Source organism: Aureimonas sp. CAS (assembly GCF_059838215.1).
In genome coordinates, this window is the sequence record NZ_CM187563.1 from 1,185,731 (window position 1) to 1,199,814 (window position 14,084).

The 14,084-nt window shown below is 67.8% G+C and carries 15 protein-coding genes; 7 read left to right on the top strand and 8 right to left on the bottom strand.

What is annotated here, in order from left to right; translation table 11 throughout:
- Positions 1-120 precede the first annotated feature (120 nt).
- Entirely contained in the window at positions 121-822 is a 702-nt protein-coding gene (locus AC6R2M_RS05755) for a glutathione S-transferase family protein (protein ID WP_500486360.1), read from the top strand.
- A 50-nt stretch (positions 823-872) separates the two neighbouring features.
- Here AC6R2M_RS05755 and AC6R2M_RS05760 read toward each other — a convergent pair whose 3' ends face one another.
- A complete protein-coding gene (locus AC6R2M_RS05760; RefSeq protein WP_500486362.1) occupies positions 873-1,205 on the bottom strand; it encodes a DUF2147 domain-containing protein in 333 nt (110 codons plus the stop codon).
- A 205-nt stretch (positions 1,206-1,410) separates the two neighbouring features.
- Between AC6R2M_RS05760 and AC6R2M_RS05765 the strand changes: the two genes are divergently transcribed.
- On the top strand, positions 1,411-3,138 hold the full coding sequence (locus AC6R2M_RS05765; RefSeq protein WP_500486364.1) for a choice-of-anchor I family protein: 1,728 nt from the start codon (positions 1,411-1,413) through the stop codon (positions 3,136-3,138).
- 22 nt (positions 3,139-3,160) lie between these two features.
- Here the strand turns inward: AC6R2M_RS05765 and AC6R2M_RS05770 are convergent, their stop codons facing one another.
- The 4 genes from AC6R2M_RS05770 to AC6R2M_RS05785 all read right to left on the bottom strand — a co-directional run bounded on the left by AC6R2M_RS05770 (position 3,161) and on the right by AC6R2M_RS05785 (position 5,689).
- Entirely contained in the window at positions 3,161-3,505 is a 345-nt protein-coding gene (locus AC6R2M_RS05770) for a DUF2147 domain-containing protein (protein ID WP_500486366.1), read from the bottom strand.
- Positions 3,506-3,566: 61 nt separating this feature from the next.
- Positions 3,567-3,914 (bottom strand): DUF2147 domain-containing protein, encoded by a 348-nt coding sequence (locus AC6R2M_RS05775; protein ID WP_500486368.1) that lies wholly within the window; start codon positions 3,912-3,914, stop codon positions 3,567-3,569.
- 137 nt (positions 3,915-4,051) lie between these two features.
- Positions 4,052-5,146 carry a pyridoxal phosphate-dependent aminotransferase gene (locus AC6R2M_RS05780; RefSeq protein ID WP_500486370.1) on the bottom strand — a complete coding sequence of 365 codons (1,095 nt, stop codon included), beginning with the start codon at positions 5,144-5,146 and terminating at the stop codon, positions 4,052-4,054.
- A 9-nt stretch (positions 5,147-5,155) separates the two neighbouring features.
- Complete coding sequence (locus tag AC6R2M_RS05785) at positions 5,156-5,689, bottom strand: gamma carbonic anhydrase family protein (RefSeq protein ID WP_500486372.1); 534 nt, start codon at positions 5,687-5,689, stop codon at positions 5,156-5,158.
- A gap of 246 nt (positions 5,690-5,935) precedes the next feature.
- On the opposite strand from AC6R2M_RS05785, the gene AC6R2M_RS05790 reads away from it, so the two are divergent.
- The 5 genes from AC6R2M_RS05790 to AC6R2M_RS05810 all read left to right on the top strand — a co-directional run bounded on the left by AC6R2M_RS05790 (position 5,936) and on the right by AC6R2M_RS05810 (position 11,695).
- Entirely contained in the window at positions 5,936-7,372 is a 1,437-nt protein-coding gene (locus tag AC6R2M_RS05790; protein ID WP_500486374.1) for a UbiA family prenyltransferase, read from the top strand.
- On the top strand, positions 7,365-8,702 hold the full coding sequence (locus AC6R2M_RS05795) for an FAD-binding oxidoreductase (protein ID WP_500486376.1): 1,338 nt from the start codon (positions 7,365-7,367) through the stop codon (positions 8,700-8,702). The genes AC6R2M_RS05790 and AC6R2M_RS05795 overlap by 8 nt, the downstream gene beginning before the upstream one ends.
- Before the next feature lie 94 nt (positions 8,703-8,796).
- Positions 8,797-9,231, top strand: coding sequence for a DMT family transporter (locus AC6R2M_RS05800; protein ID WP_500486378.1), 435 nt, complete (start codon positions 8,797-8,799; stop codon positions 9,229-9,231).
- Entirely contained in the window at positions 9,228-10,241 is a 1,014-nt protein-coding gene (locus AC6R2M_RS05805; protein ID WP_500486380.1) for an NAD-dependent epimerase/dehydratase family protein, read from the top strand. Before AC6R2M_RS05800 ends, AC6R2M_RS05805 begins: the two co-directional genes overlap by 4 nt.
- 14 nt (positions 10,242-10,255) lie before the next feature.
- A complete protein-coding gene (locus AC6R2M_RS05810) occupies positions 10,256-11,695 on the top strand; it encodes an aspartate aminotransferase family protein (protein WP_500486382.1) in 1,440 nt (479 codons plus the stop codon).
- Between the two features lie 55 nt (positions 11,696-11,750).
- Here the strand turns inward: AC6R2M_RS05810 and AC6R2M_RS05815 are convergent, their stop codons facing one another.
- The 3 genes from AC6R2M_RS05815 to AC6R2M_RS05825 are packed head-to-tail and all read right to left on the bottom strand — an operon-like array spanning position 11,751 to position 14,012.
- Positions 11,751-12,023 carry a type II toxin-antitoxin system RelE family toxin gene (locus tag AC6R2M_RS05815; protein WP_500486384.1) on the bottom strand — a complete coding sequence of 91 codons (273 nt, stop codon included), beginning with the start codon at positions 12,021-12,023 and terminating at the stop codon, positions 11,751-11,753.
- Positions 12,007-12,249, bottom strand: a complete 243-nt coding sequence (locus tag AC6R2M_RS05820; RefSeq protein WP_500486386.1) for a hypothetical protein — start codon at positions 12,247-12,249, stop codon at positions 12,007-12,009. Before AC6R2M_RS05820 ends, AC6R2M_RS05815 begins: the two co-directional genes overlap by 17 nt.
- Before the next feature lie 35 nt (positions 12,250-12,284).
- A complete protein-coding gene (locus AC6R2M_RS05825) occupies positions 12,285-14,012 on the bottom strand; it encodes a hypothetical protein (protein ID WP_500486388.1) in 1,728 nt (575 codons plus the stop codon).
- Between the last annotated feature and the right edge of the window lie 72 nt (positions 14,013-14,084).

The window sequence follows — 14,084 nt, forward strand, 5'->3', positions numbered from 1 at the left end:
CCCCACGTCGGGCACGGGGGACCCTACCACATGTACGGTGCGATGACGAACTCGTGTTCGCTTGGCGGCGGCCTGCCCGCTCCCTACCTTGGGTGCCCGAACCCTCGAAGGACCGCAGCGATGACCGACCAGACCAAGCCGATCGAACTCCATTACTGGCCGACGCCGAACGGATGGAAGGTCTCGATCCTTCTGGAAGAGCTGGGCGTTCCCTACGAGACGCATTTCGTGAACATCGGCGCCGGCGAGCAGTTCAAGCCGGAATTCCTGGCGATCTCGCCGAACAACCGGATGCCGGCGATCGTCGATCCCGAGGGGCCGGGCGGCGAGCCGATCTCGGTCTTCGAGTCGGGCGCGATCCTTCAATATCTCGGCCGCAAGTTCGGGCGCTTCTACCCGAGCGACGAACGGGCGCGCGTGGCCGTGGACGAATGGCTGTTCTGGCAGGTCGGCGGGCTCGGCCCGATGGCCGGTCAGGCGCACCATTTCCGCCAATACGCGCCGGAAAAGATCCAATACGGGATCGACCGCTACACCAACGAGGTGAACCGCCTCTACGGAGTGATGAACAAGCGGCTGGAGGGACGCGACTATCTGGCGGGCGAGTATTCGATCGCCGACATCGCCTCCTACGGCTGGGTGATTCCGCACAAGAACCAGGGACAGGATCTGGAGGACTTCCCGAACCTGAAGCGCTGGTTCGAGGCGATCGGCGCCCGTCCGGCGGTGGAGCGCGGCGTCGCGCTCGGCCGCGAGCACCGCAAGAACATCGCCAAGGACAAGGACGCGCAGAAGGTGCTGTTCAACCAGCGCTCGCGCTGACCGAAGCTGCGCGGCGGACCGTCCGTCTCGCGCCCGAAGGAAAGCCGCTCTCAGCGCGTCCAGTGCTGGGAGCGGCAGAAGATCTTGGCGACGCAGCCCGTCAGCGTCAGCCGGTTTCCGTCCACGACGGCATGGCCCTCATAGGCCGTGCCGCTCGTCGGATCGATGACCTGGCCCTCGTAGCGCCCGTCCGCCGGCGCCATCCAGCCAACGGAGCCGCCCGCATACTCCCCCGTGTCGATGACCGAGCAGAAGCCCTGCGAGCAGGGCCGGAACGTCACCGTCTCCCCGTTCTGCACCGTCCACGTGCCTTCGATCCCTTCGGCCTGCGCCAGGGGCGTCGAGGCGAGGACGGCGAGCAGGGCGAGAAGGGGCAGGCGCATGGGAAAACGCTCCGAAGGGGACGATCCGACGCGCCATGCGCTTGCCTCGCGTCCTAATGATGACGGGGGATATGCGAGCCGCGCGCCACTGTCATCAAACCGATAAGCGATCGCTGTAGCGACCCGGGCGCCCCGGAAGGTTCCGCGTCGCCCGCTTCAAGCCGGCGCCGGGAGACGCCTTCCATCGTCGATCCGAGGAGATCTCATGACGCTGAAGGTTCTCGCCGCCCGTCTCGCCGCCGGCGCCGCTCTCGCCTTGTCCGCCGGGACGCCCGCATGGGCCGAGTTCCATGCCCACAGCGCCGAGGACTCCGCGATCGAGCTCGTTCTCGCCGGACGTCACGAGACGGGAGTCTTCCAGCAATCGGCCGCCGAGATCGTGGCCTTCGACGCGGCCTCGCAGCGCGCCTTCGTGGTGAACGCCGCCTCCGGCGAGGTCGACGTGCTCGACCTTTCCGACCCGATCTCTCCCCAGCGCCTGTCGACGATCTCGGTCGCCGGTCTGGGCGCCGAGGTGAACAGCGTCGCGGTCCATGACGGGCTCGTCGCCGTGGCGGTCCAGCCGGAGAACGCGACCGACAACGGCCGCGCCGCCTTCTACGACGTGGACGGCAACTTCCTCTCCTCGGTCGAGGTCGGGGCGCTGCCCGACGCTCTGACCTTCTCGCCGGACGGCCGCCATGTCCTCGTCGTCAACGAAGGCGAGCCGCGCGAGGATTACGCCGTCGATCCCGAGGGCTCGATCTCGATCATCGACGTGTCGGGCGGCGCCGATTCGCTCGTTCAGGACGACGTGCGCACGGCCGACTTCCGCGCCTTCAACGGCCGCGAGGACGAGCTGCGGGCGCAGGGCGTGCGCATCTTCGGCCCCGGCGCGAGCGCGGCGCAGGACTTCGAGCCCGAATGGGTGGAGGTCGCCTCCGACAACGTCACCGCCTACGCCTCGCTGCAGGAAAACAACGCGATCGCCGTGATCGACATTCCCTCCGCGACCGTGCGCCATGTCTGGCCGCTCGGCTTCAAGGACTGGCGCGAGGAGGGCGAATGGTCGGGCGCGGGCTTCGACGCCTCGCGCGAAGGCGCGATCGACATCCGCCACTGGCCGGTCTTCGGCATTCACATGCCCGACACGATCCGCCTCTTCGAGACGGGCGGCGAGACCTACATCGTCACCGCCAACGAGGGCGATGCCCGTGCCTACGACGAGGACGGCTGGTGGCTGGAGGAGTTCAAGGTCTCCGACCTGCGGCTCGACCCGGACGCCTTCCCGAACGCGGAGGAGCTGCAGGACAAGGGCGCGCTCGGCGGGCTTCTGGTCACCTCCACGCTCGGCGTCGCCAACGATTGCGATCCCTCGCTGACGACCGCGCAGGCGAAGGAAGCGGGCTACGACGACATCGCCGGCTATGTCGCCGCCGAATGCGTCTACGACGCGCTCTACACCTTCGGCGGGCGGTCCTTCTCGCTCTTCCGCGTCGGCGAGGACGGGCTGGAGAAGGTCTTCGATTCCGGCTCGGACTTCGAGGAGATCACCGCCGAACTCTTCCCCGAGCACTTCAACGCCGACCATCGCCATCGCGAGGTCCAGCTCAAGCGGCGCTCGGTGAACAAGGGACCGGAGCCCGAGGGCGTGGCGCTCGGCGAGATCGACGGGCGCACCTACGCCTTCATCGGCCTGGAGCGCGTCGGCGGCGTGATGGTCTACGACATCACCGAGCCGGCCGAGGCCTCCTTCGTCACCTATGTGAACAGCCGCGACTTCACGGTGGGCGACGACGACGCGGCGCAGACCCGCACCGATCTCGGCGCCGAGGGGCTCGCCTTCGTCCCCGAGGGCGAGTCCCCGGACGCCGAAGGGCGCCCGCTTCTCCTCGTCGGCAACGAAGTGTCCGGCACGACCGCCGTCTACGCGATCGACCGCCTCGGCCGATAGGGCCGAGGCGGGGACGCGCGGTTCAGCCGCGCGTCCAGGTCTGGGTGCGGCAGAAGACGCGAAGGGCGCAGCCGGTCAGGCTGAGCTGCGAACCCTGCACCGTCGCGCGGCCCTGATAGGTGCGGCCGGAGGCCGGATCGGTCACGGTGCCGGAATAGTTCGCGCCCGAGCCCTGCATCTGACCGATCTGCTTGCCCTGATGCTGCCCGGAGCGAAGGGTGACGCAGAAGCCCGCCGAGCAAGGCGCGATCTCGGCGATCGAGCCTTCCTGCGTGCGCCACTGGCCGGCGATCGGCTCCGCGGCGCTCGCCGAGCCGGCGAGCATGAGGACGCCCAGCGCGGCGCCGACGACGGTTTTCAGCATCATTGTCTTCCTCCCCTGATCGGCCGATGGCCGGACCTTGCGAAACGGCGCTCCGCGCCGGCCTTCAGCTGCGTGTGAGCTGCTGCGAGCGGCAGATCAGTCCGCCGAGCACGCAGCCCTGAACGTTCAGCGTGTTGCCCTGCAGCGTGCCTCGGCCGGAGAACTCGCGTCCGCCGCGGGTGTAGTCGGTGACGGTCCCCTCGTAGCGGTTCGCGCCCGTCGGGGTCATGCGTCCGAAGGTGCGCCCCGCGTTCGGGCCGTCGACATAGGTCAGGCAGAACTGGGCGCCGCAGGAGGCGATCGTCGCGTTCGCGCCGGACGGCATCCGCCACTGTCCTTCGATCGGGTCGGCCAGGGCGGCGCCGGTCATGGCGGCAAGGGACAGCAACGTCGCGGCGACGAGTGATTTCATCGTGATGGGTCCTCCCAGACCGAGCCGGGTCGCGCCGATGCGATGCGCACCGGTCTCCTCCACGATCCGACTGCCGTAAACGTAAACTGCGGCTCGAAAGCTGGCAATATGGTCCGAAGGACGCGCTCCGGCGGGGCTCAGGCCTCCGCCAGCGCCCCCTTCAACGCCTCGGCGAAGAGAGCGAGATCGGCCGGTCGGCCCACCGTCACCCGGATCATGCGGTCGAGCGGCGCAACGCCCGGCATGCGGATGAAGACGCCGCGCGACAGGACGCCCTCGAGGATGGCCCGCGCACGGGCCCCGTCGCCGCCGCAGTCCATCGCGACGAAGTTGGTGGCCGAAGGGACGGGCCGAAGGCCGGTGTCGCGGGCGATGGCATGGAGTGCCTCGCGCGCCTCCTCGATCGCCGCGATGGTCCGCACGAAATGGTCGCGGTCGGCCAGAGCCGCGATCGCGCCGGCCTGCGCCATGCGCGAGACGCCGAAATGATTGCGCACCTTGTCGAAGGCGACCACCGTCTGCGGCGCTCCCAGCGCGTAGCCGACGCGCACGCCGGCCATGCCGTAAGCCTTGGAGAAGGTGCGGAAGCGCAGGACGTTCGGCCGCGAGAGATCGAGCGGCGGCAGCGTGCCTTGCGGCGCCAGATCGCCATAGGCCTCGTCGAGGACGAGCAGGGTCTCGTCCGGCACGCCGTCGATCAGGGCTTGCACGGTCGCGGCGTCGTGCCAGGTGCCGGTCGGATTGTCGGGATTGGCGAAGTAGAGGAGCTTCGGCCGCACAGCCCTCGCGCGCTCCAGAAGCGCGTCCGGGTCCTCGTGGTCGTCGCCGCGATAGGGCACGAAGTCGAGCGTCCCGCCATGGCCGACGACATGGAAGTTGAAGGTCGGATAGGCCCCGAGCGAGGTGACGACCTTGTCGCCCGGTGAGATGGTCAGCCGGACGATCAGCCCGAGCAGGCCGTCGATGCCTTCCCCGACGGCGACGTTTTCCGGCCGCACGCCGTGATGGGCCGCGATCGCCGCCTTGAGATCGACCTGCTCCGGGTCGCCATAGGCCCAGCTCTCGGCCGCCGCCTTCGCCATCGCCTCGACGACGCGCGGGGAGGGGCCGAAGACGCTCTCGTTGGCCCCCAGCCGTGCGGCGAAGGGGCGTCCCATCCGCCGCTCGATGGCCTCGGGTCCGACGAAGGGAACGGTGGCCGGCAGCGAGGCGGCGAGCGGCGTGAAGATCATGGGACCTGCTCAGTCGTCGATGCGCTTCAGACCGGCTTCGAAGCGCCGGGCGTTGGCCGCGTAATGCTCCGCCGAAAGCCGCAGCTTGGCGGCGGCCGCCTCGTCGAGCGTGCGGATGGCCTTGGCGGGCGAGCCGACGATCAGCGAGTTCTCGGGAAACGTCTTGCCCTCGGTGACGAGCGCGCCGGCACCGACGATGGAGTTGGCGCCGATCTTCGCGCCGTTGAGGACCGTCGCGCCCATTCCGATCAGGACGTTGTCTGCGACCGTGCAGCCGTGGACGATCGCGCCGTGGCCGAGCGTGCAGCCCTCGCCGATGGTCAGCGGCGAGCCGCTGTCGGAGTGGAGCGTGCAATTGTCCTGCACGTTGGTGCGCGGGCCGATCTCGATCCACTCGTTGTCGCCGCGGATCACCGCGCCGAACCAGATCCCGACATCCTCGCCGAGCCGCACGCGTCCGGCGACCGTCGCGCTTTCGGCGACCCAGTAGCGGCCGCTCTCCGGCAGGTCCGGCCGTTCGCCGTCGAGTGAGTAGATCGCCATGAGTTCGTCCGTCCTCCCGCTGAGGCCGCAGGTTTGCGCGAGGGGCTCCGCGGAATCAAGCGCGGACCCCGTCTCCGTTCGTTTGCCGGCACGATCGCGCGGAGACGTCCCGGCGTAAGCGACGCTTAACGCTGAAAGCGATCGGCGCTGTGCCGGATGGAGGATTCACCTGCGCCTAACCCGCGTCGGGCATGGTTGACGCAACGGGAGCCCTTCGTTTCCGATCCGCCCGGGAGCCCTTTGCGAATGGACGCTCGCGTCGACGAAAAGCTGAGGCCGATCTACGTCGACCTCGACGGCACGCTGATCGCGAGCGACATGCTGTGGGAGGCGCTGTTTCTCCTCGCGCGGCAGGACCCGCTGTCGCTGTGGAAGCTGCCCTTCTGGCTGAAACAGGGAAAGGCGGGGTTGAAGGCCTGCCTCGCGCGCAACGTGCGCTTCGATCCGGCTCTGCTGCCCTACCGGCCCGAGGTGCTGGACGCGCTGCGGGCCGAAAAGGCCAAGGGACGCCGCATCGTGCTGGCCACCGCGACGAACGAACGCATGGCGCGGACGATCGCGGACCATCTCGGTCTCTTCGACGCGGTCCTCTCCTCGTCCGAGCGCGTGAACCTCTCCGCCGAGCGAAAGCTGGATGCCATCCTCGCGCATTGCGGGGAGGGGGGCTTCGACTATTGGGGCAATTCGGCAGACGATGTCTGCCTGTTCGAAAAGGCCGGCGAGGCGGTGGTGGTGCGCCCCGACAAGGCCGCTCAGGCGTGGCAGCGCGAGCACGGCGCGCGGCTCATCGAGACCGAGGACGCGCTCGCCAGGGGCTGCCTGAAGGTCGTGCGTCCGCACCAGTGGATGAAGAACCTCCTCGTCTTCGTCCCGCTCGCGCTGAACCAAGAGTTCCTCGAAGCCTCGATGGCGGCCGCGGCCATTCTCGCCTTCCTGTCCTTCTCCTTCGCCGCGTCCTCGGTCTACATCGTCAACGACCTTCTCGACCTCGAATCCGACCGGCGACACAAGACAAAGCGCAAAAGGCCCTTCGCGGCCGGCACGGTGCCGATCCCGATCGGGCTCATGCTGGCCGCCGCGCTTCTGGCGGGGTCGCTTCTGGCCGCGCTCTTCCTGCCGCCGGCCTTCATGCTCGTTCTTCTGGCCTATCTGGCGATCACGACGGCCTATTCCGTCGTCCTCAAGCGCATGCTTCTGATCGACGTCCTGACCCTCGCGGCCCTCTACACGACCCGGATCGTGGCGGGCTCGACGGCGATCGTCGCGGACGATTCCTTCTGGCTCCTCGCCTTCTCGATCTTCTTCTTCCTCTCGCTGGCGCTGGTGAAGCGCTACACCGAGCTCGTCGACTTCGGGACGGGGGCGCATCGCTCCAAGACCGGGCGCGGCTATGTGGATGCCGACATCGAGACGCTAAGCCAGGCCGGCATGGCATCCGGTTTCGCCTCGGTGCTGGTCCTGGCGCTCTACATCGATTCCGCCGATGTCAGGCAGCTCTACGCCCATCCCTGGCTGATGTGGCCGCTCTGCCCGCTCGTCCTCTACATCATCGTGCGCATCTGGATCCTGGCGCGCCGGAACGAGATGCACGAGGATCCGGTCGTCTTCATCCTGCGCGACTGGCGCTCGCAGATCATGATCGCGCTCGGAGCGCTGTTGTTCGTCGTGGCGGCCTATGTCTGATCGCGTCTACGACAGCTGGGGGAGCCCGAACGCCGGGCGTCGGCGCGCGGCCGTCCCGATGGAGGGCGGGTTCCCGGCGATCCGCTCGGCCGGCGGACTTCTCGCCTACGGCAACGGCCGTTCCTACGGCGACTCCTGCCTGAACGACGAGGGGCTTCTGGTCGACATGCGCGCCCGCGCCCGCATCCTCGACTTCGACCGGGAAACGGGCGTGCTGCGGGCCGAGGCCGGCGTGCTTCTGGCCGAGATCACGGCTCGGGTCGCGCCGGAAGGCTGGTTCCTGCCCGTCACGCCCGGCACGCAGTTCGTCACGCTCGGCGGGGCCGTCGCCAACGACGTGCACGGCAAGAACCATCACCGGCGCGGCTCCTTCGGCCGCTGGGTGCGGGAACTGCGGCTCCTGCGCTCGGACGCGCCGCCGCAGGATCTGACGCCGGAAGAACCGCTCTTTTCCGCGACGATCGGCGGCATGGGCATGACCGGCATCGTGGAGACGGCCGAGTTGCAGCTGATGCCGGTCTCCTCCACGACCATCCGCGAGACGACGACGCGGTTCGACCGCCTTTCGGACTATTTCGATCTGGCCGAAGCGGCCGACGAGCGTCACGAATATGCCGTGGCCTGGATCGACAGTCTGGCGACCGGGCGCAATGCGGGGCGCGGCCATCTGATCTGCGGCGACCACGCGCCGGGCGGCCCGCTCGACGGCAAGGCCCGGGCACCGCTGGCGTCCGTGCCGCTGACCCCGCCGGTCAGCCCGTTGCGCGGGCTGGCGCTGAAGGCCTTCAACGAGGCCTATTTCCGCAAGGCCAAGGCGGGAACGCATGTCCGGGACGTGCCTTTCGACGGATTCTTCTATCCGCTCGACCGGATCGGAGGCTGGAACCGTCTCTACGGTCCGCGCGGCCTGCGCCAGCACCAGAGCGTCGTGCCGCTCGGCGAAGCGCGCAGGGCCGTGCCGGCCTTGATCGAATGCGCCGCCCGGTATGGCCACGGTTCCTTCCTGACGGTTCTCAAGCGCTTCTCCGAGCTCGGCAGCGCGGGGACCATGGGCTTTGCCCGCGAAGGCTATACGCTGACGCTCGACTTCCCCGACCGGGGCGAGGCGACGGCCCGGCTCCTGGACGATCTCGACGCGATCGCGGTCTCCGCCGGCGGCGCGGTCAACGCCTACAAGGACGCACGCATGTCGGCGGCCGTCTTCGACGCCTCCTACCCACGGTGGCGCGACGTGGAGGCGGTGCGCGACCCGGCGATCCTCTCGGACTTCTGGCGCCGCACGGCGCTTTGTCTCGGCGACCCGGCGAAGGGCGGGAACGATTTGTCCTAAGTCATTTATCGTATCTATAAACTCTACTCGTTAGAGTAGAATACGCCCGCTCGGGAGCCGACCTTCGGGTCTGCGAACCAAGGTCATCGGACCCATGTCGAAATATCTGCCGTTCATTCTCTTCACGGTCCTGACCAACGCCGCGGCGCAGGTGATGCTGAAATACGGCGTCATGCAGCTCGGTTCGTTGAGCTTCGCAGGCGTCAACCCGATCCTGAAACTGTTCCAGATCGTCTTCACCCCCTTCATCTTCCTCGGCTTCGTGATGTTCGTCGTCTCGATGGCCTCGCATCTCTTCGTGCTGTCGAAGGTGGAGCTCTCCTACGCCTATCCTTTCCTGTCGCTCGCCTATGTGGTCGTCGCCGTCGCGGCCTGGGTGCTGTGGTCGGAGGATCTGAACGCCTGGCGCATCGGCGGCATCGCGCTGATCTGCGTCGGCACCGTGCTCATCGCGCGGGGCGGCAGTGCGGAAGCGGGTGTCGGGCCGTTGGCGATCGCGGAACCGTCCGAGAATGAGGTGCCGAGATGAAGCATATCCTGTTCGGAGGCGACGGTTTCGTCGGCCGGCATCTGGCCGAGCGTCTGGTCGCGGACGGTGAGGAGGTCGTCGTCGCCGACATCGCCAAGGGCCCCCACGGGCACTACGAATCCGCGCGCCACATGCATGTGGACGTGACGGACCCCTTCGCCGTGCGCACCGTGCCGATCGACCCCGACGACATGGTCTACAATCTGTCTGCGAAGATGCTGTCGCCGATCCAGGTGCGCGCCAAGCGGCGGGCGTTCTTCTACCCGGTCAATTACGACGGCACGAAGCACATCCTGGAGGCCATGGACGCCGTTGGCGCCTCCCGGCTCGTCCACTACACGACGGACATGGTCTACGGGCACACGGTGACGACGCCGATGACCGAAAACCATCCCGTGGCGCCGCTCGGCGAGTACGGCCACTCCAAGCTCGACACCGAGATACTGGCGCAGGAATGGCGCAAGCGCGGCATGCGCGTCTCGCTCTTCCGGCCGCGCCTCATCATCGGCCCCGGCCGCCTCGGCATCCTGGAAAAGCTCTTCCGGCTGATCGACCTCAACCTGCCGGTGCCGATGATCGGCGCGGGACGCAACCCCTACCAGTTCATCTCGGTCTTCGACTGCGCGGAGGCCGCGCGCCTCGCCTGGAAGGCGGGCGTGCCGAACGAGGCCTACAATCTCGGCTCGCTCAATCCGCCCTCGGTGCGCCAGCTGCTCGGCGAGCTCATCCGCCATGCCGGCTCGAAATCGATTCTGCTGCCCACTCCCGCCTGGGCGGTGAAGCGCACACTCGATCTCCTCGATCGGGTCAACATGCCCATCATGGATCCCGAGCAGTATCTCATCGCCGACGAGGAATGCGTCCTCGACGTCTCCAAGGGGCGGCGCGAGCTCGGCTGGGTGCCGCGCTACCGGGACGAGGACATGCTGATCGCGGCCTACTCCGAATACAGGGCGATGAAGGAGGGCCGCGCATCGGCCGCGTCACCCTTCGCCCAACCCGCCCAGTGAAGGACAACGGACCCATGCTCGATCGCCCCGCTGCCGCTGTCGCCACGGCTCCGTCCGCGCAAAAGCCCCGCCTCCTGAGCGTCGAGGACGCCAAGGCCCTGGACGTCGGGGAGATGGCTGACCTCTTCAAGGCGCACATCAACCCCGGCCAGTTCCACTTCATGAAGCTGCTCGGCTTCCACAAGGTGAAGGTCGAGCGTGCCGAGGGCATGTTCTACATCGACCAGAACGGACGGCGGATCCTCGACTTCTTCGGCGGCTTCGGCTCGCTCGCCTTCGGCCACAACCACCCGCGCATTCTGGAGGCCCGGCGCCGCTTCCAGGAGGAGAAGCGGCACGAGATCGCCATCGCCTTCCTGTCGCAATACGCCTCGGCGCTCGCCAAGAATCTGGCGACCGTCTCGCCCGGCGATCTCGACATGGTGTTCCTCGGCTCCTCCGGCTCGGAGGCGATGGAAGCGGCAGTGAAGGTCGCCGAGCGCGCGAGCGGGCGCGCCAACTGCCGCATCGTCCACGCCGAGAACTCCTTCCACGGCAAGACCAAGGGTGTTCTGTCGCTGACGGACTCGACGCTCTATCAGGGCGACTTCAAGCTCGTCGGCAACACCTACAAGGTGCCCTTCGGCGACCTCGCCTCGCTGGAGCGGCTGCTGCGCTCCGACCCGGAGATCGGCGTCGTGGTCCTGGAGACCATCCAGGGCGGCGCCGGGATCGTGACGGCCCCGACCGCCTACTGGCAGGGCGTGCGCCGGGTCTGCGATGAGCACAAGGTCGTGTGGGTCGCCGACGAGGTGCAGTGCGGGTTCGGCCGTTCGGGCCGCTTCTACGCCTTCGAGCATCACGGCGTCGTGCCCGACGTGACGGCGCTCGCCAAGAGCTTCGGCGGCGGCAAGGCGGCGATGGGCGCCATGATCGCCCGGCGCGATATCTACATGAAGGCCTACGGCACCCCGAAGACGGCGATGATCCACGCCGCCGCCACCTTCGGCGGCATCGGCGAGGGCTGCGTCACCTCCATCGAGGCGATGAACACGCTCTATGACGAGGGGCTGATCGAGAATTCGGCCGAGGTCGGCGCCTATCTGCTGGACCGGCTGCAGGGTATCGCCGCCAGATATCCGACCATCGTGAAGGAGGTGCGGGGGCAGGGGCTGATGGTCGGGCTGGAGTTCCACGACTTCTCGCGCACGCTTCCGCTGGCGCTCCGGCCGATGGTCGCGCTCCTCGACGACAAGCTGAAGGGCTCTCTCTCCGGCTTCGTCGGCGCCCTGCTCCTGCGCGACTACGACTGCCTCGTGGCCTTCACCGAATACAATCGCAACGTCATCCGCCTGGAGCCGCCGCTGATCTGCAGCCGCGAGAACGTCGATCAGTTCTGCGACGCGCTGGACGATCTTCTGGGTCGCGGCATCGTCTCGATCGTCAAGGACTTCGTCAAAAGCCAGATGAGCTGAGCGCTGACGGCCCGGCGTGAACGAATAAGGCCCGGCGGCAACGTCGGGCCTTTCGTCATGGCCGGTAGACCTCGCGCCGGTGGCCGATACGGACGATGAAGATGGTGACGGTCGCGTCCTCTACCTTTGCGATGATGCGGTAGTCTCCGACGCGGTAGCGCGTATAGCCGCGAAAGGCCGACCCGACCATTGCGACACCAGCCTCACGCGGGTTGTCGCTCGCCGCCAGACCGTCCTGTAGAAAGCGGATTATCCTGCCACGGTCGGGTTTGGAAATCCGCCTCAGGTCCTTCTCAGCCGAGCGCGCGAAATCAATTGTCCAGCGCAAGTCGCCGAATGACCTCTTCCAGCGGAATCCGCGCGCCGGGGTCGCCTTCGCCAGCGGCCATACGCCGCTCCGCTTCCATCACGTCCTCGTAGTCCTCGAGCCAATCGAGGAAGGCGGACCGGGCGATCGACGACAGGCTCTCGCCGCTTTCACGGGAGGCCTCTTCCAGACGTCTCTGGATATCCTGCGGAAGATCGAGCGTCAGCATCGCGGCACCCTTGGTCATCGTTCCCCGAACATAGCGACGGGCGGGCGGTTGTTCTACCGCTTCACATAGCCGATCCAGCAGCGCGAGAGGCGCACCGGCTCGTGGCCTTCCATGCCGGCGGCGTAGAACTCGCGAAGGCGGTTGTTGGCCGGCGTGATCGGGCAGGTCGGGTACAGGATGAGGTCGGTGTCCGCGACGGCCGCGAGCGTTTCCGCGTCGGGTTCGGGAACGGCCCGGAACGGATCGGCCCCGATGGCGATGTGCCGCGTTCCGGATCGGCCGAGCAGATAGGGGAAGGGATTGCCGAAGTTCAGGTTCATGATCGTGTCGAAGCGCACGCCGTTCGCCGCCTCGTAGTCGAGGATGGCGCCGACCGCCTCGTCACTCGCCATGAGCCAGGCGATCTGGAAGTCGAGCTCGGAGTAGAGGGAGACCGAGGAGAGCATCGGCTTCTCCGAGAAGTCCTCGAACGTCTCGGGATGCGCCGCATAGACGTCGAGCGACCAGCGGCCTCGCTCCATCGCCTCCGGCCGCTGCGAGACCGAACCGAGCGTGCCCAGATGCTCGTGCTCGAGCGCGACGTAGTTGAACTGCCCGATCATCGCCCGCGCGAAGCGGTGCGTCGTGTTGACGAAGGGCGGCAGCGCCGTCGCCGCGACGAGCGTCAGGATCAGGATCGTGGAGCGCGAACCGAAGCGCGCCGTGTCGAACACGACGAGAAGCAGGATCGGCCAGATGAAGACGAAGGCCTGACCGCCGGTGTTCTGCGTCTCGAAGAAGAGCCCGGCGAGAAGGCCGACGCCGAGCCAGAGGACGGGACGGTCGAGCGCCGTGCTCATGCGCTGCGCGAACGGCCCGCGCCCGATCGCGCGCAGGTCCGCGGCCATGGCCTTTCGGTCGAGGACGAGAAGCGCGAGGACGAGGAGGCAGCCCGAGCCGAAGATGCCGAAATGGATCGAGGCGGCCTGCAGGAAGCGCGGCGCGAGGGTGCCCGTGTTCAGCCCGACGAGCACGAGGATGTCGGCGACATAGGCCGAGACGATGCCGGACAGCACCTCCAGGGCACCAAGCGTCGCGAGGAAAAGCGCGGCCGCCGCCAGAGCGGCGGAGAACCGGACCCGTCCGGCGAGAAGGGCGAAGAGGCACAGGAGCCCGGCCGACAGGAACCCCGTGACCTTCAGGAGAAAGAGGAACAGGCAGGCGGCGAAGACCACCGCCAGCATGATCGCCTGCGAGCGCACGAAGACCAGCGCGGCCGTCAGCACGTAGAGAAGGTTGACGACGTGGCGGTTGTAGATGCCGTAGCCGTCCACCGAGGGGAAGACAGAGTACTGCTCCACGTTCATCGGCATCAGCTGGAACGCCAGGAACGGCAGGAGAAGCGCCAGCGCGGTGGAGCGCGAGCGGCGGTCTACGTCCCACAGGACCATCGCCATGAGCGGCGCCGTCAGGGCCAGCAGCGACCACTGGACGACGAGCAGCATCTGGCCCTGCGGGAAGAGCGTAAGGCCGGCGGCCATCAGCCAGTAGCCGATGGGGCCGACGGGCGCGAAGAAGTCGATCGCCGGCACCTGTCCGTCGAGCACGCGCTGCGCTCCGTCGAGATAGACGACGAGGTCCCAGTACATCGCCCCCACCGGGAGCGTCAGCGGCAGCATCAGGAGGAGGACGCAGGTGACGACGGCGAGCGCGAGGATCAGGAGCGGAGAGGGAAGGCGCGAGCCGCGCGTTCCCGCCGTTCCGCTTTCGCCGAGCCCGTCCGCCTCGATCCTCGTCATCATCCGGGCCCTTCAAGATACGTGGCCGCCGGGCGCGGGCGGCGCGCGGTCGACGACATGCGGGCGGAAGATCGC

Bases quoted from the DNA above. Each gene is read 5' to 3' on its own strand.
- AC6R2M_RS05800 (WP_500486378.1), top strand. From the start codon at position 8,797: ATGTCGAAATATCTGCCGTTCATTCTCTTCACGGTCCTGACCAACGCC.
- AC6R2M_RS05780 (WP_500486370.1), bottom strand. From the start codon at position 5,146: ATGATCTTCACGCCGCTCGCCGCCTCGCTGCCGGCCACCGTTCCCTTC.
- AC6R2M_RS05775 (WP_500486368.1), bottom strand. From the start codon at position 3,914: ATGAAATCACTCGTCGCCGCGACGTTGCTGTCCCTTGCCGCCATGACC.
- AC6R2M_RS05795 (WP_500486376.1), top strand. From the start codon at position 7,365: ATGTCTGATCGCGTCTACGACAGCTGGGGGAGCCCGAACGCCGGGCGT.
- AC6R2M_RS05785 (WP_500486372.1), bottom strand. From the start codon at position 5,689: ATGGCGATCTACTCACTCGACGGCGAACGGCCGGACCTGCCGGAGAGC.
- AC6R2M_RS05770 (WP_500486366.1), bottom strand. From the start codon at position 3,505: ATGATGCTGAAAACCGTCGTCGGCGCCGCGCTGGGCGTCCTCATGCTC.
- AC6R2M_RS05810 (WP_500486382.1), top strand. From the start codon at position 10,256: ATGCTCGATCGCCCCGCTGCCGCTGTCGCCACGGCTCCGTCCGCGCAA.
- AC6R2M_RS05825 (WP_500486388.1), bottom strand. From the start codon at position 14,012: ATGATGACGAGGATCGAGGCGGACGGGCTCGGCGAAAGCGGAACGGCG.
- AC6R2M_RS05820 (WP_500486386.1), bottom strand. From the start codon at position 12,249: ATGACCAAGGGTGCCGCGATGCTGACGCTCGATCTTCCGCAGGATATC.
- AC6R2M_RS05760 (WP_500486362.1), bottom strand. From the start codon at position 1,205: ATGCGCCTGCCCCTTCTCGCCCTGCTCGCCGTCCTCGCCTCGACGCCC.
- AC6R2M_RS05805 (WP_500486380.1), top strand. From the start codon at position 9,228: ATGAAGCATATCCTGTTCGGAGGCGACGGTTTCGTCGGCCGGCATCTG.
- AC6R2M_RS05790 (WP_500486374.1), top strand. From the start codon at position 5,936: ATGGACGCTCGCGTCGACGAAAAGCTGAGGCCGATCTACGTCGACCTC.
- AC6R2M_RS05755 (WP_500486360.1), top strand. From the start codon at position 121: ATGACCGACCAGACCAAGCCGATCGAACTCCATTACTGGCCGACGCCG.
- AC6R2M_RS05765 (WP_500486364.1), top strand. From the start codon at position 1,411: ATGACGCTGAAGGTTCTCGCCGCCCGTCTCGCCGCCGGCGCCGCTCTC.